At 67.5% G+C, this 23,366-nt stretch carries 18 protein-coding genes, 7 pseudogenes and 1 riboswitch; of the genes and pseudogenes, 22 read left to right on the forward strand and 3 right to left on the reverse strand.

Annotation, left to right across the window (positions count from 1 at the left end; all coding sequences use genetic code 11):
- The first annotated feature begins 325 nt into the window (after nucleotides 1–325).
- Nucleotides 326–2,102 (forward strand): annotated as a pseudogene (gene aspS / locus OL239_RS08445) (aspartate--tRNA ligase).
- Nucleotides 2,103–2,291: 189 nt separating this feature from the next.
- Here aspS and OL239_RS08450 read toward each other — a convergent pair.
- The gene (locus OL239_RS08450) at nucleotides 2,292–2,777 is read right to left on the reverse strand and encodes a flavin reductase family protein (RefSeq protein WP_329609379.1); all 486 of its coding nucleotides are present in this window, start codon (nucleotides 2,775–2,777) and stop codon (nucleotides 2,292–2,294) included.
- A 52-nt stretch (nucleotides 2,778–2,829) separates the two neighbouring features.
- Nucleotides 2,830–2,947, reverse strand: a riboswitch (SAM riboswitch).
- A 128-nt stretch (nucleotides 2,948–3,075) separates the two neighbouring features.
- Between OL239_RS08450 and OL239_RS08455 the strand changes: the two genes are divergently transcribed.
- The 3 genes and pseudogenes from OL239_RS08455 (at nucleotide 3,076) to OL239_RS08465 (ending at nucleotide 5,001) form a co-directional block, all read left to right on the forward strand.
- Nucleotides 3,076–3,888: a PhzF family phenazine biosynthesis protein gene (locus tag OL239_RS08455; RefSeq protein ID WP_329609380.1), complete on the forward strand. Its 813-nt coding sequence runs from the start codon at nucleotides 3,076–3,078 to the stop codon at nucleotides 3,886–3,888.
- A 55-nt stretch (nucleotides 3,889–3,943) separates the two neighbouring features.
- Nucleotides 3,944–4,123: pseudogene (locus tag OL239_RS08460) on the forward strand (nitronate monooxygenase); the annotation flags it as partial.
- A 140-nt stretch (nucleotides 4,124–4,263) separates the two neighbouring features.
- Nucleotides 4,264–5,001 (forward strand): nitronate monooxygenase, encoded by a 738-nt coding sequence (locus OL239_RS08465; RefSeq protein ID WP_268911457.1) that lies wholly within the window; start codon nucleotides 4,264–4,266, stop codon nucleotides 4,999–5,001.
- A 64-nt stretch (nucleotides 5,002–5,065) separates the two neighbouring features.
- Here OL239_RS08465 and OL239_RS19450 read toward each other — a convergent pair whose 3' ends face one another.
- A complete protein-coding gene (locus tag OL239_RS19450) occupies nucleotides 5,066–5,407 on the reverse strand; it encodes an acVLRF1 family peptidyl-tRNA hydrolase (RefSeq protein WP_329609403.1) in 342 nt (113 codons plus the stop codon).
- A 389-nt stretch (nucleotides 5,408–5,796) separates the two neighbouring features.
- Here OL239_RS19450 and OL239_RS08475 point away from each other — a divergent pair.
- From OL239_RS08475 to nusB, 14 genes and pseudogenes are all read left to right on the forward strand, one after another.
- A pseudogene (locus OL239_RS08475) lies at nucleotides 5,797–7,222 on the forward strand (replication-associated recombination protein A).
- Between the two features lie 237 nt (nucleotides 7,223–7,459).
- Nucleotides 7,460–8,085 (forward strand): annotated as a pseudogene (rpsD, locus tag OL239_RS08480) (30S ribosomal protein S4).
- Nucleotides 8,086–8,302: 217 nt separating this feature from the next.
- Nucleotides 8,303–8,674 (forward strand): DUF948 domain-containing protein, encoded by a 372-nt coding sequence (locus tag OL239_RS08485; protein WP_268911458.1) that lies wholly within the window; start codon nucleotides 8,303–8,305, stop codon nucleotides 8,672–8,674.
- Between the two features lie 29 nt (nucleotides 8,675–8,703).
- Complete coding sequence (locus OL239_RS08490) at nucleotides 8,704–8,958, forward strand: hypothetical protein (RefSeq protein WP_329609381.1); 255 nt, start codon at nucleotides 8,704–8,706, stop codon at nucleotides 8,956–8,958.
- A gap of 89 nt (nucleotides 8,959–9,047) precedes the next feature.
- Nucleotides 9,048–11,741, forward strand: a complete 2,694-nt coding sequence (gene alaS / locus OL239_RS08495; RefSeq protein WP_268911459.1) for an alanine--tRNA ligase — start codon at nucleotides 9,048–9,050, stop codon at nucleotides 11,739–11,741.
- Between the two features lie 51 nt (nucleotides 11,742–11,792).
- On the forward strand, nucleotides 11,793–12,323 hold the full coding sequence (ruvX, locus tag OL239_RS08500; RefSeq protein WP_442864255.1) for a Holliday junction resolvase RuvX: 531 nt from the start codon (nucleotides 11,793–11,795) through the stop codon (nucleotides 12,321–12,323).
- A gap of 272 nt (nucleotides 12,324–12,595) precedes the next feature.
- Nucleotides 12,596–13,465 (forward strand): annotated as a pseudogene (locus OL239_RS08505) (endolytic transglycosylase MltG); the annotation flags it as partial.
- Between the two features lie 119 nt (nucleotides 13,466–13,584).
- A complete protein-coding gene (locus OL239_RS08510) occupies nucleotides 13,585–14,166 on the forward strand; it encodes a shikimate dehydrogenase family protein (RefSeq protein ID WP_329609382.1) in 582 nt (193 codons plus the stop codon).
- A gap of 169 nt (nucleotides 14,167–14,335) precedes the next feature.
- The gene (locus OL239_RS19455) at nucleotides 14,336–14,449 is read left to right on the forward strand and encodes a hypothetical protein (RefSeq protein WP_329609383.1); all 114 of its coding nucleotides are present in this window, start codon (nucleotides 14,336–14,338) and stop codon (nucleotides 14,447–14,449) included.
- 32 nt (nucleotides 14,450–14,481) lie between these two features.
- Nucleotides 14,482–15,694, forward strand: a pseudogene (aroC, locus tag OL239_RS08515) (chorismate synthase).
- Nucleotides 15,678–16,178 (forward strand): shikimate kinase, encoded by a 501-nt coding sequence (locus tag OL239_RS08520; RefSeq protein WP_268911460.1) that lies wholly within the window; start codon nucleotides 15,678–15,680, stop codon nucleotides 16,176–16,178. Before aroC ends, OL239_RS08520 begins: the two are co-directional and overlap by 17 nt.
- 30 nt (nucleotides 16,179–16,208) lie before the next feature.
- Nucleotides 16,209–17,330, forward strand: coding sequence for a 3-dehydroquinate synthase (gene aroB / locus OL239_RS08525; RefSeq protein WP_268911461.1), 1,122 nt, complete (start codon nucleotides 16,209–16,211; stop codon nucleotides 17,328–17,330).
- Between the two features lie 68 nt (nucleotides 17,331–17,398).
- Complete coding sequence (gene efp, locus OL239_RS08530; protein ID WP_268911462.1) at nucleotides 17,399–17,962, forward strand: elongation factor P; 564 nt, start codon at nucleotides 17,399–17,401, stop codon at nucleotides 17,960–17,962.
- Nucleotides 17,959–18,369 (forward strand): transcription antitermination factor NusB, encoded by a 411-nt coding sequence (nusB, locus tag OL239_RS08535; protein ID WP_268911463.1) that lies wholly within the window; start codon nucleotides 17,959–17,961, stop codon nucleotides 18,367–18,369. Before efp ends, nusB begins: the two co-directional genes overlap by 4 nt.
- A 105-nt stretch (nucleotides 18,370–18,474) precedes the next feature.
- Here nusB and OL239_RS08540 read toward each other — a convergent pair whose 3' ends face one another.
- Nucleotides 18,475–19,587 carry a PrsW family intramembrane metalloprotease gene (locus tag OL239_RS08540; protein WP_268911464.1) on the reverse strand — a complete coding sequence of 371 codons (1,113 nt, stop codon included), beginning with the start codon at nucleotides 19,585–19,587 and terminating at the stop codon, nucleotides 18,475–18,477.
- A 321-nt stretch (nucleotides 19,588–19,908) separates the two neighbouring features.
- Here OL239_RS08540 and pyrR point away from each other — a divergent pair, with 321 nt between their 5' ends.
- The 4 genes and pseudogenes from pyrR to OL239_RS08560 all read left to right on the forward strand — a co-directional run bounded on the left by pyrR (nucleotide 19,909) and on the right by OL239_RS08560 (nucleotide 23,360).
- Nucleotides 19,909–20,490: a bifunctional pyr operon transcriptional regulator/uracil phosphoribosyltransferase PyrR gene (gene pyrR / locus OL239_RS08545; RefSeq protein WP_268911465.1), complete on the forward strand. Its 582-nt coding sequence runs from the start codon at nucleotides 19,909–19,911 to the stop codon at nucleotides 20,488–20,490.
- Nucleotides 20,487–21,484: pseudogene (locus tag OL239_RS08550) on the forward strand (aspartate carbamoyltransferase catalytic subunit). Before pyrR ends, OL239_RS08550 begins: the two are co-directional and overlap by 4 nt.
- On the forward strand, nucleotides 21,481–22,854 hold the full coding sequence (locus tag OL239_RS08555) for a dihydroorotase (protein WP_268911466.1): 1,374 nt from the start codon (nucleotides 21,481–21,483) through the stop codon (nucleotides 22,852–22,854). Before OL239_RS08550 ends, OL239_RS08555 begins: the two are co-directional and overlap by 4 nt.
- Nucleotides 22,842–23,360: a PH-like domain-containing protein gene (locus OL239_RS08560; protein WP_268911467.1), complete on the forward strand. Its 519-nt coding sequence runs from the start codon at nucleotides 22,842–22,844 to the stop codon at nucleotides 23,358–23,360. The genes OL239_RS08555 and OL239_RS08560 overlap by 13 nt, the downstream gene beginning before the upstream one ends.
- Nucleotides 23,361–23,366: the final 6 nt, after the last annotated feature.

Consider the following 23,366-nt stretch of genomic DNA (forward strand, 5'->3'; position numbering starts at 1 on the left):
CCAGCGCCGCCAGGGCCAGGGCGGCGGGGAGGGCGGAGCCGGCGGCGCCCGCCACCGGCGGCAGCACCACGAAGATGCCGCCGCCCACCATGCAGCCCACGCCCACCGTGGTCGCGTCGAAGCCGCCCAGCGGGGGAGTGTCTGCGGAAGTCCCGGGCACGCACCGCTCCAATCAGTCGGGCCCGGGCCGTGCCGCGGCCGCCTGCGGCTGCACGGCGGTGCCATGGCTGGGAAAGGATGTGAACACCGGTAAACTCATGAAGAGACCTTGTATTCACAATGAGCGGGAACAGAGTTTTCCGCAAGCAATCTTGAAAGGACTGCTGTGCTGCGCACTCATGCCCTTGGTTCCCTGAGGGCCGAGCATATTGGACAGACCGTCACTCTCACCGGCTGGGTGGCCCGGCGCCGGGACCACGGCGGGGTTGCCTTCCTCGATCTCCGTGACGCCTCCGGAGTCGCCCAGGTCGTCGTTCGCGAAGAGGACGTTTTCCACGGCCTGCGCAATGAATACGTCCTGCAGATCACCGGCACCGTGCAGAAGCGCCCCGAGGGCAACGAAACCCCTCCCTCGCCACAGGAGCCGTGGAAGTCATTGCGGACAAGGTGGTTGTCCTGAACACTTCCGACCCGCTGCCGTTCCAGATCGACGAGCACGTTGAGGTTGGCGAAGAGGCCCGGCTGAAGCACCGCTACCTCGACCTGCGCCGTCCGGCCCCCGCAAAGAACATGCGCCTGCGCTCGGAAGCCAACCGGGTGGCCCGCAACCTGCTGCATGACGAAGGTTTCGTGGAGATCGAAACCCCCACGCTGACCCGTTCCACTCCCGAAGGCGCCCGCGACTTCGTGGTCCCGGCACGCCTTGCTCCGGGATCCTGGTATGCCCTGCCGCAGTCACCGCAGCTGTTCAAGCAGCTGCTCCAGGTGGGCGGGTTCGAAAAGTACTACCAGATCGCCCGTTGCTACCGCGACGAGGATTTCCGGGCGGACCGCCAGCCGGAGTTCACCCAGCTGGACATCGAAGCCAGCTTCGTCGAGGAAGACGACATCATTGCCCTCGGCGAGCAGATCGTGAAGTCGCTCTGGAAGCTGATCGACGTCGAAATCCCCACCCCGATCCAGCGCATGACCTACGCCGACGCCATGGCCCGCTTCGGTTCGGACAAGCCGGACCTGCGCTTCGGCCTGGAACTGACCGAGCTCACCGAGTTCTTCAAGGACACCACCTTCCGCGTCTTCCAGGCCCCCTATGTGGGCGCCGTCGTCATGCCCGGCGGTGCCTCGCAGCCACGACGCACGCTCGACGCCTGGCAGGAATGGGCCAAGCAGCGCGGCGCCAAGGGCCTGGCCTACGTCCTGGTCCAGGAGGACGGCACGCTGACCGGCCCCGTGGCCAAGAACCTCACCGACTTTGAGCGGGAGAACCTGGCCGCGAAGGTGGGCGCCAACCCCGGCGACTGCATTTTCTTCGGTGCCGGCGAAAAGAGCGAGGCGCGCGCCCTCCTCGGTGCCGCCCGCGTGGAGATCGGCCACCGCACCGGCCTGATCGATCCCAACGAGTGGGCCTTCGTGTGGATTGTCGACGCGCCCATGTTCGAGCCGGCGTCGGCTGCCGTTGCTGCCGGTGACGTTGCCGTGGGCGGCGGCGCCTGGACGGCGGTGCACCATGCCTTCACCTCGCCCAAGCCCGAGTTCATGGACACCTTCGACACCGATCCGGAGTCGGCTCTGGCCTACGCCTACGACATTGTCTGCAACGGCAACGAAATCGGCGGCGGTTCCATCCGTATCCACCAGCGCGACGTGCAGGAACGCGTCTTCAAGGTCATGGGCCTTTCGCAGGAGGACGCGCAGGAAAAGTTTGGCTTCCTGCTCGAAGGCTTCAAGTACGGCGCCCGCCCCACGGCGGCATTGCCTTCGGCTGGGACCGCGTGGTGGCCCTGCTGGCCGGCACCGAGTCCATCCGCGACGTCATTGCCTTCCCGAAGTCCGGCGGCGGCTACGACCCGCTGACCGCGGCACCGGCTCCGATCACCGCGCAGCAGCGCAGGGAAGCCGGCGTTGACTTTAAGCCCAAGCCGAAGGAAGAAGCCCAGGGCTAAGGCCGGCGTTTCCCCGGTAACCTGAGCGGGCAAAGCCCGGCTGCCGTCCGCAGCCGGGCTTTGTGCTGTCCGGATCCCCTCCGTTTTGGGAAGAATCGGCCGGTCCGCAGCGGAGGGGTTTCCCAAACCGGAGGGATTTCCCAAACCGGAGGGAACCCGGGCCAGCCGGTCAGGCGAAGGCGGGAACCGTCAGGTGCCGGAAGGCCGAGCCGTGGAAGACCAGCGGTTCGTGGGCGTCGTCGTGGGAAGCATGCCCGTGGACGCGCAGCAGTACCACCGCATGGTCCCCGGCAGGATCTCCTTTTCCACGGAGCACTCGAGCCACAGGGCGGCCCGGTCCAGGAAGAGTGAGCCGGAGTTGTCAGTGTGCAGGCTCAGTCCGGCAAAGCGGTCCCCGGACTTGGACGCAATCTGCCTGCAGATGCCCTCGTGTCCGGCCCCGAGAATCGACACTCCGATCCGCCCGGAACCGCGCAGGACGGGCCAGGTCCTGGAGGTGTTCTGCACCGCGAACATCACCAGCGGCGGATCCATGGAAACCCCGACAGTGAAGGAAGACGCCACAAGGCCCTGCGGCTCTCCATCGATCACTGCGCACAAAGCTGCAACGCCGGAGGGGAAACGGGAAAAGGCCCGCCGCAGCGCAGCGGGCTGAAGGTCGGTCAAAAGTGTCATGCGCAAACATCCTCTGCCTCAAGCGCCCGGCCGGAAAAGAAAGAACGGCGGAACGCAGTACTTGCCGCGCCGGAATGGGTTCGGACGGCCGAATCGTCACCTGGAGCACCCCGCTACGGCGAGAGGGTTGCCGTCCAGCCGGCCAGGGCCAGTGGCTGGAACTCTTGATTCCTGCTCCAACCTAGGGCGGCCGGCATGGGAGCGCAAACCCCCGCCACAGTTCGTAAACTCCGCTTCATAAAAGTCACGGGGATGAAGGGATACAGTGTGAAGAATGAGACAGCGGTGGTTTAAACAGGTGGATGTTTTTGGCAATGAGCCGTATTTGGGCAACCCGCTGGCGGTGGTGCTTGACGCGGAAGGGCTCACGGATTCCGAGATGGCCTCCTTCGCCCGGTGGACCAATCTTTCCGAGACCACGTTCATCCTGCCGCCCACCGTTGACGGCGCCGACTACCGGGTGCGGATCTTCACTCCGGGCGGAGAGATTCCCTTCGCCGGACACCCCACGCTGGGCACCTGCCACGCGTGGCTGGAATCCGGGGCAAAACGCCGCTACCCCGACGTCGTCGTGCAGGAATGCGGTATAGGGCTGGTGACGCTGCACGCCAACGCCGGCATTGCCGCCTTCGCCGCGCCGCCGCTGCTGCGCTCCGGTGAGCTGGAGGAAGAGGTCCTGGACCAGGCGCGGCGGGCGCTGAACCTGGAACCGGGGCAGGTCCTCGCCTCCAACTGGATCGACAACGGACCCGGCTGGCTCGGCCTCCTGCTGCCGGACGCTGCCACCGTCCTGGCGCTCACACCGGACCCGGCGATCATGGGCAGCCTCCGCGTGGGTGTCATCGGTGCGCAGCCGGCCGATGCGGAAACGGACTTTGAAGTGCGGGCCTTCGTACCTGACCTCGGAATCAGTGAGGATCCGGTCACCGGCAGCCTCAATGCCGGACTCGCCCAGTGGCTGATCGGAGCCTCGCTGGCTCCGGAACGCTACGTCGTCACACAGGGAACTGCCGTCCAGCGCTCCGGCCGGGTCCGCGTCTTCACCCGCGACGGCAAAATCTGGGTGGGCGGCTCCACGGTCACCTGCATCGACGGCACCGTCACGCTGTAATCCGGTCGCGATGTTCACGCTCAACTCGCTTCCCCTTCCGGTCATTGGTGCGCCCATGGCCGGAGGGCCTTCAACCCCGGAGCTGGCTGCCACCGTCGGGGAGGCCGGGGGGCTCGGCTTCCTGGCCGCGGGTTACAAGAGCGCCGGAACCGTGGCGGACCAGATCACCCAGCTGCGCAGACTGAGCGCCAGACCCTTTGGCCTGAACCTTTTCGTTCCGGATGCTGCCAACACCTACTCGGTCCCGCCGCAGGATCAGGCCGCGGGGAAGGCGGCAGCCCAAGCCCGGAAAATCGAAGCGGCCCGGACCTTCCGCAAGGACCTGACCGCAGCAGCAGGAAGGAGCCTGCCGCCACCGCGGTCCCCGAACCTGGTATGCCGGACCCAAACGACGACGACGGCTGGCAGGCCAAGCTGGAACTGGCGCTTCGGGAGCGGGTCCCGGTGGCGTCCTTCACCTTCGGACTGCCGGAGCCGGCGGTCTTTGCGGAGCTCACCGCGCAGGGAATCTGCAGCGTGGTGACGGTCACCGATGCCGGCGAGGCCCGCGCGGCGGCAGAAGCCGGAGCGCACATCCTGTGTGTGCAGGGCCCAAAAGCCGGCGGGCACCGCGGAACCCTGGACAGCGGGAAGGTGCCGGGTGAGGTCCCATTGGGTGACCTGCTGGACCGGGTTCGAGACGTCTGCGCGCTCCCGTTAATTGCAGCGGGAGGGATTTCCACACCGGGGGAGGCCTCCGCCGCTTTAGCCGCCGGGGCCGGTGCCGTCCAAGTGGGAACCCTGCTGCTGCTCAGCGACGAAGCCGGGACCAGCAGGGTGCACCGCGGCGGTTTGATAGATGCCGTCCAGGGCCGCAGGGAGGCCGAGACTGCTCTGACGCGGGCCTTCTCCGGCCGTCCGGCCAGAGGGCTGACCAATGACTTCATGCGCGCCCATCCGGATGCTCCGGACGCGTATCCATACATCAATCACGTCACCGGCCCGCTCCGGGCGGCCGCCGCGGCCGCAGGCAACCCGGAAGCGGTTAACCTGTGGGCCGGAACAGGGTTCCGGCACGCGGTTGAAGATCCGGCACCGGTGATTCTCCGCAGGCTGTTCGGGCTGGCTGACTGAGGTCCGCCGCGGGACACCGCAGGGCCCGGCAGCGGGACACCGCAGGGCCCGGCAGCGAAGCGGGTCAGGGCACCGTAATCCGGATGAAAACGGAGCTGGCATCCTTGGCAGCCCGGGCCAGCACCGCCAGTTTGGGGTCCTGAACATCGAGCGGACGCAGTCGGTCCAGTTTGTTCCATGGCGTGAAGATCTTCTGCCGGGCCAGCACCTCGGTCAGCGCACGGTCTCCGCCGAATACCAGGTATTCCGGCGGATGTTCGGTGAAGATCCGCGCCGCCTGTTCAGCGGCGGTCTCCACCAGTGCGTCGGCCTGGTTGGCCCGCCGCCGGGCAAAACGCTGCTGCGATCCGCCGCCGGCAGCCGTGCGCGACTGTACATAGCGGTTGCCGGCCTTGGATCCGAGCAGCCGGCCCTCCCGGCAACCCCCACGGCGTAACCGCCGCGGCGCAGCAGCACAATCCCGAGCGTGCGGGACTGGCCGGCCAGTGAAACCAGGCGCTCGACGTCGCCGGCTCCCCGCCCGGGGCGGCCGTCATCCGGCCACGGCGCCAGCAGGTCCGCTTCGGTGCCGTTGGCTGCGCAGACATGCAGTCCGCCGTGCCCGGGCGTGATGCTCAGCTCCCCGTGGGCGGCGGCCAAACGGTCCAGCCAGCCGGGCAGCCGCTGCGCGGAAACAAAGGTGGAGCGTGTGGCAGGCATATCCGGATTCTCCTGGTGGAACTGCTCACCGAAGGTAAACAGCAGCCGGCATCCGCCGGGCAAACTCCTACGCTACGGCACGAGTAGCCTAGTGGGGTGAGTGATTTGTTCAGCAGTGACAGCGACGGTGACGTCGATACCGCCGACCGGGACGGCGACGGCGACGGCGCCGGCTCGGGTCCGGGGGCCGGCGACGACGCCCGGAAGCGCCCCGCAGCCCCCTGGCAGTGCGGATGCGGCCGCGGACGCTGGACGAAGTGGTGGGACAGCAGCATCTGCTGGGTCCGGGATCGCCGCTGCGCACGCTGGCCGAGTCCGCCGATGACCGCGGGCCGGCGGGCCCGTCGTCAGTCATGCTCTGGGGGCCGCCCGGCACCGGCAAGACCACGCTGGCGCACGTGGTCGCGCGCGGTTCCGGCCGGAAGTTCGTGGAGCTTTCGGCCATCACCGCCGGCGTGAAGGATGTCCGCCGGGTGATGGAAGAGGCGCTGACCAACCGCGACCTGCACCGCATCACCACCGTGCTGTTCCTGGACGAAATCCACCGGTTCAACAAGGCCCAGCAGGACGCGCTGCTGCCCGGCGTCGAGAACCGCTGGGTGGTGCTCGTGGCGGCCACTACGGAAAACCCGTCCTTTTCGGTGGTCTCGCCGCTGCTGTCCCGGTCACTGCTGCTGACGCTGAAACCCCTGACCGAAGAGGACATCGCGTCGCTGCTCCAGCGTGCGGTGGAGGACGAACGGGGCCTGGCCGGGCGGGTGACGCTGACCGTGGAAGCGCTGGAGCACCTGGTGCGCCTCGCTGCGGGGACGCACGGCGCGGGCTGACGGCGCTGGAAGCTGCAGCCGGCGTCGCGTTCTCCGAACGCTCCGGAGACACGGAAATTCCCGAAGTTCTGCTCAGCCACGCCGAGAAGGCGCTGGATGTGGCGGCGCTGCGCTATGACCGTGCCGGCGACCAGCACTATGACGTGACCAGTGCCTTCATCAAATCGCTGCGCGGCTCCGATGTGGACGCCGCCCTGCATTACCTGGCGAAGATGCTCGAGGCGGGGGAGGACCCGCGCTTTATCTCCCGGCGCCTGATGATTTCCGCCGCCGAAGACGTGGGCATGGCGGATCCCACCGCGCTGCAGACCGCCGTCGCCGCAGCGCAGGCGGTCCAGCTGATCGGCATGCCCGAGGGCCGCCTCATCCTGGCCGAAGCGGTGGTGCACATTGCCACCGCCCCCAAATCCAACGCCGCGTACAACGGCATTAACGCCGCCGTCGCCGACGTCCGCGCCGGGCGCGGGCAGGGAATTCCCGCGCATCTGCGGGATGCGCACTATCCCGGCGCCAAGCAGCTGGGGCACGGCAAGGGATACGTCTACTCCCATGACGCACCGCACGGCGTGGCCAGGCAGCAGTATCCGCCGGATGACCTGGTGGGACGCAACTACTACGAACCCACCGGCAACGGCGCGGAGCGGGACATTGCAGCCCGGCTGGAGCGGCTGCGCGGCATCATCCGGGGGACCTAGGCGCATCATCCGGGCCGCCGGCCCGTGCTAGGATTGATGGTTGACTGGCAAGCACGACGCCGGACCCCTTCCCGCTCCACGCGGTGAAGCTGTGCCCGGTGCCGTGTCTGTAGCAGAAGGCAGCGGTTGGCCCGAGCTCTCCCTAATGGAGGCCAGTACTTACGTATCAGTCATCTCGGTATCCCGGTGAGAACCAGGGCTGCGGTGGCCAAACCGCCAGAACAGTGAAAGGTGAACGTGGCTAACAACACACGTGCACGCCGTCAGGCTCGCGCTTCGCGCGCCCTCGGCATTGCTTTGACCCCCAAGGCAGCCAAGTACTTCGAGCGTCGTCCTTACCCCCGGGTGAGCACGGCCGCGCACGTCGCAAGCAGGACAGCGACTACGCGGTACGCCTGCGTGAAAAGCAGCGTCTGCGCGCCCAGTACGGTATCCGCGAAGCACAGATGACCCGTGTCTTCGAGGAAGCCCGCCGCACCGCCGGTCTGACCGGTGAAAACCTGATCGAGCTGCTCGAGATGCGTCTTGACGCCCTCGTGCTGCGCGCCGGCTTTGCCCGCACGATCGCCCAGGCCCGCCAGCTTGTTGTGCACCGTCACATCATGGTTGACGGCGCCCGCGTGGACCGCCCGTCGTTCCGCGTTTCCGAAGGCCAGCTCATCCATGTGCACCAGCGCAGCGAGACCATGACGCCGTTCCAGGTTGCCGCTGCCGGCGCCCACCGCGACGTCCTGCCCGCCGTTCCGGGTTACCTGGACGTTTCCCTGGACAAGCTGCAGGCACGCCTCGTGCGCCGCCCGAAGCGCTCGGAAGTTCCCGTGACCTGCGAAGAGCAGCTCGTCGTGGAATACTACGCACGCTAATTTCGAGTCCTGCTCGATCTTTCCGAACAGCCCGCGGCCTCGGCCGCGGGCTGTTTGGTCAGCGGCACCTGCCGGTCCGGTCCGCTGCCGGCCCGCTGCCGGCCCGCTGCCGGCCCGCTGCGCCGCTTGTGCCGCGGGGCACAAGTGAGTGCTGCGCCCGGGAAGTGGGTAAGGTACATAGCGGAAAGTCTTAGTTTTCAACCCCAAGAGGAGTGCCATGTCGGGTGGAGATATTGCCGGTCTGATTGCTGCCGGTGTGTTCGCAGTGCTGGTGGTGCTGCTGGCCGTCCCGATCTGGAAGCTGGGCAAGGTGTTTGACGAGCTGCGCGGCGCCATTCGAAACATCAGCGACGAGACCACTCCGCTGATCGAGGAAGTCACCACCACGGTGTCCACCACCAACCTGCAGCTGCAGAAGGTGGACGGCATTTCCTCGAACGTCTCCGACGCCAGTGCCAACATCTCCGCGCTGTCCTCCCTGGTGGCCGCAACAGTTGGCTCGCCGCTGATCAAGGTGTCGGCGTTCAGTTACGGAGTCCGTGAGGCCCTTTCTTCCCGCGGCAAGAGCCGCGGCCGCCGCAGCCGCTAACCCCGCCACCAGCACAGGAGCGAACCAGCATGATCAAGCGAGTCTTTTGGATGTCCATCGGCGTCACCATCGGCGTCATCGCCGTCCGCCGTCTCTCGGACGCCAGGAACACCCTGGGTCCCGCGGGACTCAATACGGCCATCGGCACCGCAGCCGATGCGCTGCAGAACTTCGCCGACGCGTTCCGCGACGGCATGACCGAACGTGAAGGCGAGCTGCGCACCGCCCTGGGCATGGAAACCGGCGACACCGTTGCCGCCACCATGACTGCCGTGCGCCGGTAGCCGCCGAAACCGGACCGCACCGCCCGGCACCGTGTGCCGGCAGCCTCAACCTGCGCAAAGCCGAAATTACCGGAAGGGTAAAAAGCACCATGAAGTCCCACGAGATTGCACGCCGCTGGCTGGATTTTTTCAGCGCCAAGGGCCACACGGTGGTTCCCTCCGCGTCGCTCGTCACCAATGATCCGTCGCTGCTGTTCACCGTGGCCGGCATGGTGCCTTTCATTCCCTACCTCACGGCCCGCGAAAAGGCCCCGTATCTGCGGGCCACCAGCGTCCAGAAGTGCATCCGCACCGCCGACATCGAAGAAGTCGGCAAGACCGCCCGTCACGGCACGTTCTTCCAGATGGCCGGCAACTTCTCCTTTGGCGACTACTTCAAGGAAGACGCCATTACCTTCGCGTGGGAGCTGCTGACCTCGGGCGTCGACAAGGGCGGCTTCGGCCTGGACCCCGAGCGTCTCTGGGTCACCGTCTATGAGGACGGCGACGAGCGCGACGACGAAGCACGTGCGATCTGGCGCGACAAGATCGGCCTCCCGAACGAGCGCATCATCGGCACCGGCAAGGCCGACAACTACTGGAACACCGGACAGGCCGGCCCCGGCGGCCCCTGCTCCGAGATCTACTACGACCGCGGCCCGGCCTACGGCCTCGAGGGCGGCCCCGCCGTCGACGAAACCCGCTACATCGAAATCTGGAACCTGGTCTTCATGCAGTACCAGCTCTCCGCCGTGCGCTCCAAGACGGACTTTGACGTTGCCGGCGAGCTGCCGCAGAAGAACATTGACACCGGTCTCGGACTCGAGCGACTGGCGATGATCCTGCAGGGCGTGGAGAACATGTACGAGACCGACCAGGTCCGGCCGGTCCTGGACAAGGCAGCCGAACTCTCCGGCAAGGAATACACCTCCGCTGAAGACCCCGCGGACCCGCACCACGCCGACGACGTCAAGCTGCGCGTCGTGGCGGACCACGTCCGTTCCGCTTTGATGCTCATCTCCGACGGCGTGAGCCCCTCCAACGAAGGCCGCGGGTACGTACTGCGCCGCCTAATCCGCCGTGCCGTGCGCAGCATGCGCCTGCTTGGCGTGGAAACCGCTGTGCTGCCCGAGCTGCTGCCGGTCTCCCGGGACGCCATGAAGGGCACCTACCCCGAGGTGGAGACCGACTTTGCGCGCATCAGCCGCATTGCCTACGCCGAGGAAAAAGCCTTCCTGCGCACCATCGCCTCCGGCACCGAGCGGCTGGAGGAAGCGGTCAAGATTTCGCAGGCCGCCAACAAGCCGCTGTCCGGCGAAGATGCCTTCACCCTGCATGACACCTACGGTTTCCCCATCGACCTGACGCTGGAAATGGCCGAGGAAGCAGGGCTGAAGGTTGACGAGGCCGGCTTCCGTTCCCTCATGCAGGAACAGCGCCAGCGCGCCCAGGCGGACGCCCGCGGCAAGAAGCACGGCCACAACGACGTTTCGGTGTTTAACGAACTCCTCGCCGCCGGGCAAACCGTGTTCACCGGCTATGACGAGCTGACCAGCGAATCCTCGGTCCGCGGCATCATCTCCGCAGGCTCGCGCGTTCCGCACGCCGGCCAGGGCACTGAGATTTCCCTGGTGCTGAACGAAACTCCGTTCTACGCGGAAGCCGGCGGCCAGGCGGCCGACACCGGCCTCATTACCGGTGACGGCTTTGTCCTCGAGGTGCAGGATGTCCAGCGCCCGGTCAAGGGACTGAGCGTGCACAAGGCCATTGTCCGCGAGGGCGAAATTGCCGAAGGCGCCACCGTCCTCGCCGCCGTTGATGCCCAGCGCCGCCACGAGGCCGAGCAGGCGCACTCCGGCACGCACATCGTGCACGCGGCACTGCACCAGATCCTCGGCCCGGAGGCGCTGCAGCGCGGTTCCTTCAACAAGGCCGGCTACCTGCGCTTCGACTTCTCCTGGGGCGAGGGCCTGTCCGACGCCGCGAAGTCGGAAATCGAAGAGGTGTCCAACCTCGCCATCCGCAGCAACTTCCAGGTCGAGACGAAAGTCATGTCCCTGGCGGAGGCGAAGGCCCTGGGCGCCACGGCATTGTTCGGCGAAGCCTACGGCGACACGGTGCGCGTGGTCGAAATGAACGGGGACTGGTCGCGCGAGCTCTGCGGCGGCACGCACGTTGAATCCACCTCCCGGATCGGCAGCCTCACCCTGCTCGGCGAGCAGTCCGTCGGCTCGGGAAACCGCCGGGTCGAAGCCTTTGTCGGCATGGACGCTTTCCGCCACCTGGCCGCCGAGCGCGCCCTGGTCAATGAACTCTCCGAAATGCTCAAGGTTCCGTCCGTGCAGCTGCCGGACCGCCTGGCCGCCACCCTGGCCAAGCTGAAGGCAACCGAAAAGGAACTCGAGAAGCTGCGCCGCGAGCAGCTCGCCGCCTCGGCCGCCGCACTGGTGGGCAAGGCTGTGGACGTCGACGGGGTGCGTGTCCTCGCGCACGACGCCGGTGCCGGCGCGGGCGCGGATGACCTCCGCACCCTGGCACTGGACCTCCGGTCGCGGCTGGGCGGCGGCGCCGCCGTCGTCGCGGTTGCCGGTGTCTCCAACAACCGTCCCGTCGTGATCGTTGCGACCAACGAGGAAGCCCGCGCTGCAGGCGTCAAGGCCGGCGCCCTGGTGAAAACCGCCGCCGGCGTGCTCGGCGGCGGCGGCGGCGGGAAGGACGACGTCGCCCAGGGCGGCGGTTCGGACGCTGCGAAGGTCGGCGAGGCGCTCACCGCCATCCAAGCCGCAGTTGCCAATCGGGGCTGACATGGCCCCGCAGGACTACCCCGCGGGGTTAAGCTGGGGGTGGACGTCGGTTTGGCCCGGGTGGGCCTTGCCGTAAGCGACCCGGACGGCGTGCTTGCCATGCCCGTCAAGACCCTGAAACGGGATGCGAAGAAGGACAGCGACGTTCGGGTCCTCGTCCGTGAAGCGGCCGAGCGCGGAGCGGTGCAGGTTTTTGTCGGCCTGCCGCGCAGCATGAAGGGCACGGAAACCGCGTCCACGCAGATGGCGCGGGACTACGCCGGCGTGCTGCTGGAGGCACTGGAGCGGGCCGGAAACGGCATCTCCGTTCGCCTGGTGGATGAGCGGCTGACCACGGTCAGTGCGCACCGTTCACTGCACGAAGCTGGCTTGAACAGTAGAGAACATCGTAGAGTGGTGGATCAAGCGGCCGCTGTAGCAATCTTGCAGCAGGCTATTGACATGCAGCGTTCCCTTGGACGCGATGTGGGGGAGCCAGTCACGTTATGCCGGCAGCAGCGCCCGACGGGTGCCCTGCCGGCCCCGACCCAGGAGCCAATCATTTCCCAGGATAATAAGCGCGAAAACGGGAACGCGCTGTGAGCCACAGGTATCCGGATTTCCCGCCCATGGGCGCTGAACCGGATTATGAGCCGACTGCCCACCACGGGCGGGACGGCCGGGACCACTACCCGGAGGACAATCCGCCGGTCGACGAGTTCTTCGACGACGGGCAGGGGACGCGCCGCAGTCTGCGCCCTTCCCGGGAGAAGCAGCGCCGCCGGCGCCGCCGTACCATTGTGATGTTCGTCGTCCTCGTTTTCTTTGCCGGCGTGGTGTTCGGACTGACCATGTTCCTCCGCGACCTGCTCGGGATGAACGAGATCAAGGACTACGAAGGAGCCGGAACCGGAAGCGTCAGTTTCACGGTGGCCGACGGCGACGGGCCGATGGTGATCGGGACCAAGCTGGAAACGGCAGACATCGTCGCCACCTCCAAGGAGTTCGTCAACGCGTTCGCCGAGGAGTCCGCCGGACGGGAAATCCAGCCCGGCTCCTACGAAATGAAGCAGCAGATGTCCTCCTCTGCTGCTCTGGAAGCCCTGCTGGGTGAACAGGGTACTGCGGTGCACTATGCCGCTGTTGCCCGCGACCTGCGCCAGAACGAAGTGTTCGACATCCTCACCGAGTCCACCGGTATTCCCCGGACTGAATTTGAGGCTCTCGCCCAGGACCCCGCGGCTTTCGGGCTGCCGCCGGAAGCCGTAAGCCTGGAGGGCTACCTGCACCCGGGTGAATACCGCTTCCCGCTGGAGCAGGACGCAACCTCCATCGTGACTGAAATGGTCGACAACACCTTTGCCACTCTTGAGGAAGCCGGAATCACCGATCCGGCCGAGCAGTACCGCATCCTGACCAAGGCCAGCATCATCCAGGCCGAGGCCGGCGAAGCCGACTACGCCACGGTGGCCGGGTCCATCCAGAACCGGCTGCGGGCCGACAATGTGGAAACCAGCGGCCTGATCCAGTCCGACGCCACCGTGACGTACGGACTGAACCGCAAGAGCTACGACCTGACGCCGGAGGAGAAGGCGGACAAGTCCAACCCCTACAACACGTACGCCAACCCCGGACTGCCGGTCGGACCGATTGGTTCTCCCAGCAAGGAAGCCATCGATGCGGCCGCGAATCCCGCCGACGTGCCGTTCTACTACTGGGTGACGGTCAACCTGGACACCGGCCAGACCGAGTTCTCGTCCACGCTGGCGGAGCACGCAAAGTACGTCCTCCAGTACCAGGAATGGTGCGGCAAGCAGGAACCGGAAGGTGCGCGTAATTGGCGGCCAGTCCCCGGCGGGCAGCCGTGCTGGGACATCCGGTCGGCCATTCCAAATCCCCGCTGCTGCACCGCGCCGCCTACGGCTACCTCGGATTTGACTGCTCCTACGACCGGATCGACCTTCCCGAGGAAGACGCGGCGGACTTCGCCGCGTCCCTGCGGGAGGCAGGTCACGGGCAGCCCCGCTGGGCGGGCCTGTCCGTGACCATGCCGCTGAAAGCGGCACTCATCCCGGCCATGGACCACCTCACCTCTCCTGCCGCTGAGCTGCAGGTCCTGAACACGGTGACGTTCGACTACACGGACGGCGGCGTGGTCCTGACCGGCCACAACACCGACGTCGCCGGCATCGTCAACGCCCTGGGCCATGCCGGTGCCCGGCCCGCGCCGCGCGTGGTGATCCTTGGCGCCGGGGGCACCGCGTGCGCCGCGGTGGCCGCGGCGGCCCGGCTCGGCGCCGCGTCGGTGTCGGTCTGCGCCCGCCGGTTTCCGCCCGGGCCGGACGGCATGCCGGGCGTGGCCGACGCGGGCCTGCGCACCGGCACCGGGGTCCGGATGCTTCCTGGGCGGACGCGGCCGACGCCTGCGCCGCCGCCGACGTCGTGATCTCCACTCTTCCGCCGCACGCGGCCGACGGCCTGGCCGCCGAGCTGGCTGCGGCACCGGCCGCAGCCGCCCCGGATGCCGTCCTGCTCGACGTTGCCTACGATCCCTGGCCCAGCCGGCTTGCCGCTGTCTGGACGGGCCGGGCGGACGGATCGTACCCGGACTGGAAATGCTGCTCTACCAGGCGGTGGAACAGGTCCGGCTCTTCACCGGCGGGACGTTCCGTGAAGCGAATGCCGTCACAAACGTGATGTGTGACGCTGTCGGAGCACCACGGCGCTGAAGCCGGGTACGGGACATGGCAGTATTGAAACCATGTTGCGTTGGTTGACCGCCGGTGAGTCCCATGGGCCTGCACTGGTAGGAATAGTTGAGGGCGTCCCAGCAGGCGTCGAAGTGAACACTGCCATGATCCAGGAGGCGCTGGCGCGCCGGCGGCTCGGCTACGGGCGCGGCGCCCGCATGAAGTTCGAACAGGATGCAGTCCGCATTGTCGGCGGAGTCCGGCACGGGCTGACCCAGGGCGGGCCCGTCGCCATTGAGGTGGGCAACACCGAATGGCCCAAGTGGCAGCAGGTCATGTCGCCTGACCCGGTGGATCCCGCCCTGCTCGCCGAATCCGCCCGCAATGCGCCGCTGACCCGGCCGCGTCCCGGGCACGCCGACTTCACCGGCATGCAGAAGTACGGCTTCGATGAAGCCCGTCCCGTGCTGGAACGCGCCAGCGCCGGAAACCGCGGCCCGCGTGGCGCTGGGCACCGTGGCCGCTTCGTTCCTGAAGTCCCTGGGCGTGGAACTCGTTTCCCACACCGTCAGCATCGCCGGGGTGGGCAGCCCCGAAGGCTCTGCGGTTCCCGGCCCCGGCGACGTCGCCGCCCTGGACGCGGATCCCCTGCGCTGCTTCGACGCCGAGGTGTCCGCAGCCATGGTTGCCGAGGTGGACGCCGCCCACAAGGACGGCGAAACCCTCGGCGGCGTGGTGGAAGTCCTCGCGTACGGACTGCCGCCGGGACTGGGCAGCTACACCCACTGGGACCGCCGGCTCGACGCGCGGATTGCCGGTGTGCTGATGGGGATCCAGGCCATCAAGGGCGTCGAGATTGGCGACGGGTTCCTGACCGCCGCACGGCGCGGTTCAGCCGCCCACGACGAGATCCTTCAGGACGCAGACGGCCGTGCGGTCCGCTCCGGCAACCGGGCCGGCGGGATCGAGGGCGGCATGAGCATCGGCGAGGTCCTGCGGGTCCGCGCGGCCATGAAGCCCATCGCCACCGTTCCGCACTCCCTGCAGACCGTGGACGTCAGCACCGGGGAGCCCGCCCGCGCCCACCACCAGCGCTCCGACGTCTGCGCGGTGCCCGCCGCCGGCGTCGTGGCCGAGGCAATGGTTGCCCTGGTGCTGGCCGAAGCGGTCACCGAGAAGTTCGGCGGCGATTCCGTGGCTGAAACCGCCCGGAACCTGCGGACCTACCTCCAGAACATCCCCGGCGCCCTGGAATCGGCTGGCACCAGTGTCCGGACCGACTGAACCCTGCCGCCACATTGTCCTGATCGGCTTCATGGCGGCGGGCAAGTCGGTGGTGGGACGCGAGCTCGCATCCCGCAACCAGCTGAAGTTCATTGACACGGACCAGCTCATCACCGAGCGCCACGGTTCCATTTCCGACCTGTTCGCCGCACGCGGGGAATGCTACTTTCGGGAAGTGGAAGCGCGAACCGTTGCGGCCGCGCTGGCTGAACAGTCCCGCACGGTGATTTCCCTGGGCGGCGGTGCGGTGCTGGACACCGGCACGCAGCAGCTGCTGCGCGGTGCCACCGTGGTTTTCCTGGATACCGACCTGGAAACCGTACTGCCCCGCATCACCCGCTCCGGCAACCGCCCCCTGCTGGCCGGCGACCCCGCGGGCCGCTGGCAGGAACTGGCGAAGGCCCGGCGCCCCGTTTACGAATCCCTGGCCGACATCACCCTTGACACCAGGGACTTTCCGTCACGGCGGTCATCGACCGGCTGACGACCATCCTCAACGAAGGAGCATAGAACCATGGCCTCCGAACCCACCGTTATCCCGGTGACCGGCGACAGCCCCGCAAGCAATTACGACGTCGTGATCGGCAACGGGCTGCTGGACCGCCTGCCCGCCATGCTCGGTGAGCGGGTGCGGCGGGTCCTGGTCATCCACCCCCGGGCGCTGCGTGCCACCGGCGACACCGTGCGTGATGAACTCGCGGCCACCGGCCTCACCGCCGTTACCGCGGAAATCCCGGACGCCGAAGAAGGCAAGCACATCCAGGTGGCCTCCTTCTGCTGGCAGGTCCTGGGGCAGAACGACTTCACCCGGTCCGATGCGGTCGTGGCGGTGGGCGGCGGGGCCGTCACCGACCTGGCCGGCTTCGTGGCGGCCACCTGGCTGCGCGGGATCAAGGTGGTGCACATTCCCACCTCGCTGCTGGGCATGGTCGACGCGGCAGTGGGCGGCAAAACCGGTATCAACACAGCCGAGGGCAAGAACCTCGTGGGTGCTTTCCATCCGCCCGCCGGTGTCCTGGCCGACCTTGACGCGCTGGCCACCCTGCCGAAAAATGAACTCCTCAGCGGCATGGCCGAGGTCATCAAATGCGGATTCATCGCCGATCCGGCGATCCTGGATTTGGTCGAAGCCAACCCCGAAGCAGTGGCCGACGGCGCGTCCGCCGTGGTGCGCGAATTGGTGGAGCGCTCCATCGCCGTCAAGGCCGAAGTGGTCTCCTCCGATCTGCGTGAAGCCGGACGCCGGGAGTTCCTGAACTACGGCCACACCCTGGGCCATTCCATTGAACTGGCCGAGCGCTATCAGTGGCGCCACGGCGCCGCCGTTTCCGTGGGCCTGGTCTTCGCCGCCGAACTGGGACGCATGGTCGGCCGGCTCGACGACGCCACGGCGGACCGGCACAAGGAAATCCTCACCTTGCTGGGCCTGCCGGTCACCTACCGGAAGGACCGCTGGTCCGCCCTGCTGGACGGGATGCGGCGGGACAAGAAATCCCGCGGCGACCTGCTGCGATTCGTAGTCCTGGACGGACTGGCCCGGCCATCCATGCTTGAGGTTCCCGACACCTCGCTGCTGTTCACGGCCTACCAGGAGATCGCTTCCGAACCCCAGGGCGGCATCCGGCTCAGCCTGTAGCTTCCCGGAGCAGGTAGAATGGTCGACGGACTAAAAACGAAACTTGGCGAATCAACGAAAGAGAAACTGTGGCGACGACCAACGACATCAAGAACGGCACCGTGCTGAAGCTTGAAGGCAACCTTTGGAGCATCATCGAGTTCCAGCACGTGAAGCCGGGCAAGGGTGGTGCGTTTGTCCGTACCAAGATGCGCAACGTGCGTTCGGGCAAGGTTGTCGACAAGACGTTCAACGCCGGCATCAAGATCGAGACCGCGAGCGTTGACCGCCGCGACTACCAGTACCTGTACCAGGATGGCGACGACTACGTCTTCATGGACACCTCCGATTACGACCAGCTGACCGTCCCGGGAACCATCGTGGGCGAGAACGCCAACTTCATGCTCGAATCCATGATGGTGACCATCGCCATCCACGAGGGTTCACCGCTGTACATTGAGCTGCCCCCGTCCGTGGTCCTGGAGATCACCTACACCGAGCCGGGCCTGCAGGGCGACCGCTCCACCGGCGGCACCAAGCCCGCCACCGTGGAGACCGGCTATGAGATCCAGGTTCCGCTGTTCCTGGAACAGGGCACCAAGGTCAAGGTGGACACCCGCAACGGCGATTATTTGGGACGCGTTAACGAGTGAGTGCACGCACTAAAGCCCGCACCCGGGCACTGGAAGTTCTGTTTGAAGCTGAGCAGCGCTCAGCCTCGGCCTTTGACATGATCAGGGCCCGCCGGGAACAGACCGATCAGACGATCAACCCCTACACCGTTGAACTGGTGGAGGGCGTAGTTTCCATGAAGGAGACCATCGACGAGTTCCTGGGCACGTATTCCCAGGGCTGGCCGCTGGAACGCATGCCGTCAGTGGACCGCATTATCCTGCGGATCGGCGCATGGGAACTGCTCTACAACGACGACGTCCCGGACAAGGTGGCGATCAGCGAGGCCGTTGAACTCGCCAAGACCCTGTCCACCGACGAATCTCCGTCGTTCGTGAACGGACTGCTGAGCCGGCTCCACCAGCTCAAGCCGTCACTGCTGGCCTAGCCCGCCGCTGCCGGCTTACCCCGTCACGGCGCACGCCCCGTTTCGGGCCGTCCGCGCCCCAGCCCGCCCGTGCCGCGTTTTCGCGGCACGGGCGGGTTTTGTGCGTCAGCCGCCGGCGCGGGCCAGCATGAGGCCCCGGGTGCGCGTCAGGTCCTGCAGCAGCGTCTGCTCGGCGGCACAGTTGGCCGGCAGATCCCGCCCGGCGGCAATCTGCTGGCGGATCAGCGCGAGCCGGGTGGCCTTCTGGATGAAGGTCCGCATGGTGCTGCGGGCGCCGAAGCGCCCCGCCCAGGCCAGCGCCTGGTGCCGGCCGGCACGGGTGGAGAGCATGAGCACCTCCTGGGGAGTGAACCAGCCGGCAGCGGCATATTCGCCCAGCCGGGCGCGGGTGAGCCGCTGTTCCGCCCGGCGCAGCAGGACGACGCCGGTCACGGCCAGGGCAAACAGCGGCACCTGCAGTACGAAGTAGAAGACCAGGAAGCTTCCGGACACCAGCGCGGTGCCCCCGTTCCAGAACATGTGCCCCAGGATTGCCGCCGCCAGGCCCAGCAGGAACCCCGCGAGAATCCGCAGCGTGCCGCCGCGCCGAACGGCAAGGCCCAGTCCGAGGCCGATGGCTGCTGTGAACAGTACGTGGGCGAAGGGGGAGAACAGTCCGCGCAGCACGAACACGAAGCCCAGTTCAACGCCGAATCCGCCGCTGGAAAGCAGGGCGGAGCCGAAGTAGAGGATGTTCTCGGTGAAGGCGAAGCCGGCTGCCACCGTGCCGGCATAGACAATCCCGTCCACCGGGCCGTCGAAATGGCTTCGCCGCACAAACACGAGGATCAGGACCCCGAGCCCCTTGGCGGTTTCCTCCACCAGCGGCGCTTCCAGCACCGGTCCCGTGAACTCCGGCGCAAGCCCGGGCAGCAGGACGGACAGGGCATCGCCCACATAGGGCCCGGCAAGCAGCGTGATGCCCACCGAGATACCGGCCCCCCATAAAAAGGCAAACACCAGCGCCGAGCGGGGTTCGGGTTCCCAGCGGTCCACCCAGTGCAGTCCCAGCAGGCAGATGCCCAGCGGTATCAGTGCCAGGATGCCGCAGAGCAGGAAGGCGGCGGTTCCCAGCTGCCACCACAGGAACCAGGCCACGAGCAGCAGGGCCAGGGAGGAGCCGATGATCAGCAGGACGGTCGCCGCCGTGCCGGTGCCGCCGCGCGGGGAGCGGACCACAGCGGCTGCACCGGGGCCGGGCCGTGGCCCGGCGGCTGGACCCGGGCGGACCGGGCTTCTCCGGGCGGCGGAGTCCAGGGGACGGCCCCGTTGGGTCCGGACCGGTTGTCGGGGAGATATCCGCTCATGCGCCTGCGCCTGTCATAGGGCAACACTATGAGGAAAACCGGGCTGCGGGTGGAGCACCGCCTGGACTGGGGACAGAAAAGCGGGGCGTACCCCGCCGTCACAGTGCCGGCATGCAGCCGGCGCTGTGATAGCTTGAGACCGCATTCACCCTTTAAATTCCGTCCTGTGAGGCGGGGAAGGAGGAGGCAGAATATGGACTTGTCCAACCCGCCGGGCGCACCCGCGCCCGCACGCACCGTTCTGGCTTCAGCTGACATTGACCGCGCGCTTACCCGGATTGCCCATGAAATCCTGGAAGCCAACAAAGGCGCCGCAGACCTCGTGCTGATGGGGATTCCGCGCCGGGGCTATCCGCTGGCCCGACGGCTCGCCGAGAAGATTGCCGCCGCCGATCCCTCAGTGGATCCGGCCGCCGTGACCGGACAGCTCGACGTCACCATGTTCCGCGACGACCTGGCCCGCCAGCCCACGCGCACACCCCACGCCACCGAGGTTCCGCTCTCCGGGATCGACGACAAAGTAGTGGTCCTCGTCGACGACGTCCTGTACTCCGGCCGTACGATCCGGGCCGCGCTGGACGCCCTCGTGGACCTGGGCCGGCCACGGGTGGTCCGGCTCGCCGTCCTGGTGGACCGCGGGCACCGGGAACTGCCCATCCGCGCAGACCACGTCGGGAAAAACCTGCCCACCGCCATCGTGGAAAAGGTCCGTGTCCACCTGCGGGAGACGGATACCCCGGCCGTTGACGAAGTGGTCATCGAGGGCGCCCTGTGAGGCACCTGCTTTCCACCCGCGACCTTCACCGCACCGACGCCCTGGCCATCCTGGACACCGCCGAGCAAATGGCGGCCGTGTCGCAGCGGGAGGTCAAGAAGCTGCCCGCCCTGCGCGGGCGGACCGTCGTGAACCTCTTTTTCGAGGACTCCACCCGGACCCGGATCTCCTTTGAAGCGGCCGCCAAGCGCCTGTCCGCGGACGTAATCAACTTTTCCGCCAAGGGTTCCTCGGTGTCCAAGGGCGAGTCGCTGAAGGACACCGCCCAGACGCTCGCGGCCATCGGAGCGGACGCCGTCGTCATCCGGCACGGCTCCTCCGGGCGCCGGCCCGGCTCGCCGGCTCCGGCTGGATTGACGCTTCGGTGCTGAACGCCGGTGACGGCACGCACGAGCATCCCACCCAGGCGCTGCTGGACGCCTTCACCATGCGCCGGCACTGGGCACGGCTGCACGGGACGGCGTCCACCGGAACCGACCTCGCCGGCATGCACGTGGTGATCGTCGGCGACGTCCTGCATTCCCGCGTGGCCCGCTCCGATCTGTGGCTGCTGCGCACCCTGGGCGCCGCCGTCACGCTGGTGGCGCCGCCCACGCTGCTGCCCTTCGGCGTCGAATCCTGGCCGTGCACGGTCAGCTACGACCTCGACGAGGCACTGGAATCCGGGCCCGACGCCGTCATGATGCTGCGGGTGCAGGGCGAGCGGATGCAGTCGGCGTTCTTCCCTTCGGTGCGTGAATACTCGCGCCGCTGGGGGTTCGACGATGTCCGCCTGGACCGGCTGGACACGCTGGGCCTGAAGGATACCATCCTGCTGCACCCCGGCCCGATGAACCGTGGCCTCGAAATATCCTCCCGCGCCGCCGACTCGCCGCGGGCCACCATCCTTGAACAGGTCAGCAACGGAGTTTCCGTGCGCATGGCCGCCCTCTATCTTCTGCTGTCCGGTGAGAATTCCCCGGCCGGCACCGCACCCCAGGAGCTGGCACTGTGAACCCCACCCACCCGAGTCCCGCCGCGGACACCGCCGCAACCGGAACCTACCTGATCCGGGGTGCGTCCCTTCTCGGCAGGGACACCGCCGACCTGCTGATCCGGGACGGGCTGATCGCCGCCGTCGGACCGGCGCTCGAGGCCCCGGAAGACGCCGTGCTCATCGAGGCGGCAGGCCTGATCGCCCTGCCCGGCATGGTGGACCTGCACACCCACCTGCGCGAACCCGGCCGGGAAGACGCCGAAACCGTGGAAACCGGCACCCGCGCCGCCGCGCTGGGCGGCTTTACCGCCGTCCACGCCATGGCCAACTCCAACCCGGTGGCGGATACCGCCGGCGTAGTGGAGCAGGTCTGGAGCCTGGGCCGCCGGTCCGGCTGGGTGGATGTGCGTCCGGTGGGCGCCGTGACCGTCGGGCTGGAGGGGGAGCGGCTGGCCGAACTCGGCGCCATGGCCGACTCCCGGGCCCGGGTCCGTGTCTTCTCCGACGACGGCAAATGTGTTTCCGACCCCGTGCTGATGCGCCGTGCGCTGGAATACGTCAAGGCGTTCGACGGCGTGATTGCCCAGCACGCACAGGAACCGCGCCTGACCGAGGGCGCCCAAATGAACGAGGGCGGCGTCAGCGCCGTCCTGGGGCTGGCCGGCTGGCCCGCGGTGGCGGAGGAATCCATCATCGCCCGCGACGTGCTGCTGGCACAGCACACCGGATCCAGGCTGCACGTGTGCCACGTGTCCACCGCAGGCTCCGTGGAAATCATCCGCTGGGCCAAGGAACGCGGCATCAACGTCACCGCCGAAGCCACCCCGCACCACCTGCTGCTCACCGACGACCTGGTCCGCAGCTATGACCCGGTCTATAAGGTCAACCCGCCGCTGCGCACCGCGTCCGACGTCGAGGCGCTGCGCCGGGGCCTGGCCGACGGGACCATCGACATTGTCGGCACCGACCATGCCCCGCACCCCTCCGAGCACAAGGAATGCGAGTGGGCGCAGGCGGCCATGGGCATGACCGGGCTGGAGACCGCGCTTTCCGTCGTCCAGCACGCCATGATCGATACCGGGCTGATGGACTGGGAAGGCTTCGCGCGGGTGACTTCCATCACTCCGGCGGCCATCGGAGCCCTCGAAACCCAGGGCCGGCCGCTGGCGGCCGGGGAACCGGCCAACGTCATATTGGTGAACCCGTCTGCGCGGCGCACGGTGGACCCTTCTAAGATGGCTTCAAAGGGGCGCAACTCACCGTTTGCCGGGCTTGAGCTGCCCGGGACCGTGCAGGCGACCTTCTTCGCCGGCCATCCCACGGTCCTGGCTGCCGCCCTGAACACACCTCACCCCGTTTCCACAGAGGAGTCCGCATGGATCGCGTGATATTCGGCCTGGGCTCGCTTGCCCTGGTCCTGGTGCTCCTGGGCCTGTTCGCCTGGAGCTGGCGCGGCCGCCAGCAGCGCCAGCAGAACGTGCCGCGGCCCGTCCCGATGCCCGACGGGCTGGAGGAACCCCGGTTCCAGGCCCTGGGCCAGTACGTGTGCACCACCACCGCCGGGGACTGGCTGGACCGGATTGCGGTCTACGGCCTGGGCGTGAAGTCCAACGCCACCGCCGCCGTCTTCGACCAGGGTGTACTGCTGGTGCGCAGCGGCGCACCGGACGTCTGGATTCCCCGCGAAGACCTGGACGGCGTCCGCCTGGAAAGCGGCATGGCCGGCAAATTCGTGGAAAAGGAAGGCCTGGTCATCATCACCTGGAAGCTGGGTTCGACCGCCGTGGACACCGGCTTCCGCAACCGGACCCCCGATGAAAAGACACCGCTGGTATCAGCAATCACCGAAATCCTGCCGGCCGAGCCGGCAGAACCAAGCGAGGAACAACTGTGACCGTCT

The organism is Arthrobacter sp. ATA002 (assembly GCF_026898095.1).
In the GTDB taxonomy this organism is placed as follows: Bacteria; Actinomycetota; Actinomycetes; order Actinomycetales; family Micrococcaceae; genus Arthrobacter_B.

What these genes read in the sequence shown, in the direction of transcription:
- OL239_RS08450 (WP_329609379.1), bottom strand. Translation starts at nt 2,777, where the DNA reads ATGACACTTTTGACCGACCTTCAGCCCGCTGCGCTGCGGCGGGCCTTT.
- OL239_RS08465 (WP_268911457.1), top strand. Translation starts at nt 4,264, where the DNA reads ATGCCGGACCCAAACGACGACGACGGCTGGCAGGCCAAGCTGGAACTG.
- OL239_RS08485 (WP_268911458.1), top strand. Translation starts at nt 8,303, where the DNA reads ATGTCGGGTGGAGATATTGCCGGTCTGATTGCTGCCGGTGTGTTCGCA.
- OL239_RS08490 (WP_329609381.1), top strand. Translation starts at nt 8,704, where the DNA reads ATGATCAAGCGAGTCTTTTGGATGTCCATCGGCGTCACCATCGGCGTC.
- alaS (WP_268911459.1), top strand. Translation starts at nt 9,048, where the DNA reads ATGAAGTCCCACGAGATTGCACGCCGCTGGCTGGATTTTTTCAGCGCC.
- OL239_RS19455 (WP_329609383.1), top strand. Translation starts at nt 14,336, where the DNA reads ATGCTGCTCTACCAGGCGGTGGAACAGGTCCGGCTCTTCACCGGCGGG.
- aroB (WP_268911461.1), top strand. Translation starts at nt 16,209, where the DNA reads ATGGCCTCCGAACCCACCGTTATCCCGGTGACCGGCGACAGCCCCGCA.
- pyrR (WP_268911465.1), top strand. Translation starts at nt 19,909, where the DNA reads ATGGACTTGTCCAACCCGCCGGGCGCACCCGCGCCCGCACGCACCGTT.
- OL239_RS08560 (WP_268911467.1), top strand. Translation starts at nt 22,842, where the DNA reads ATGGATCGCGTGATATTCGGCCTGGGCTCGCTTGCCCTGGTCCTGGTG.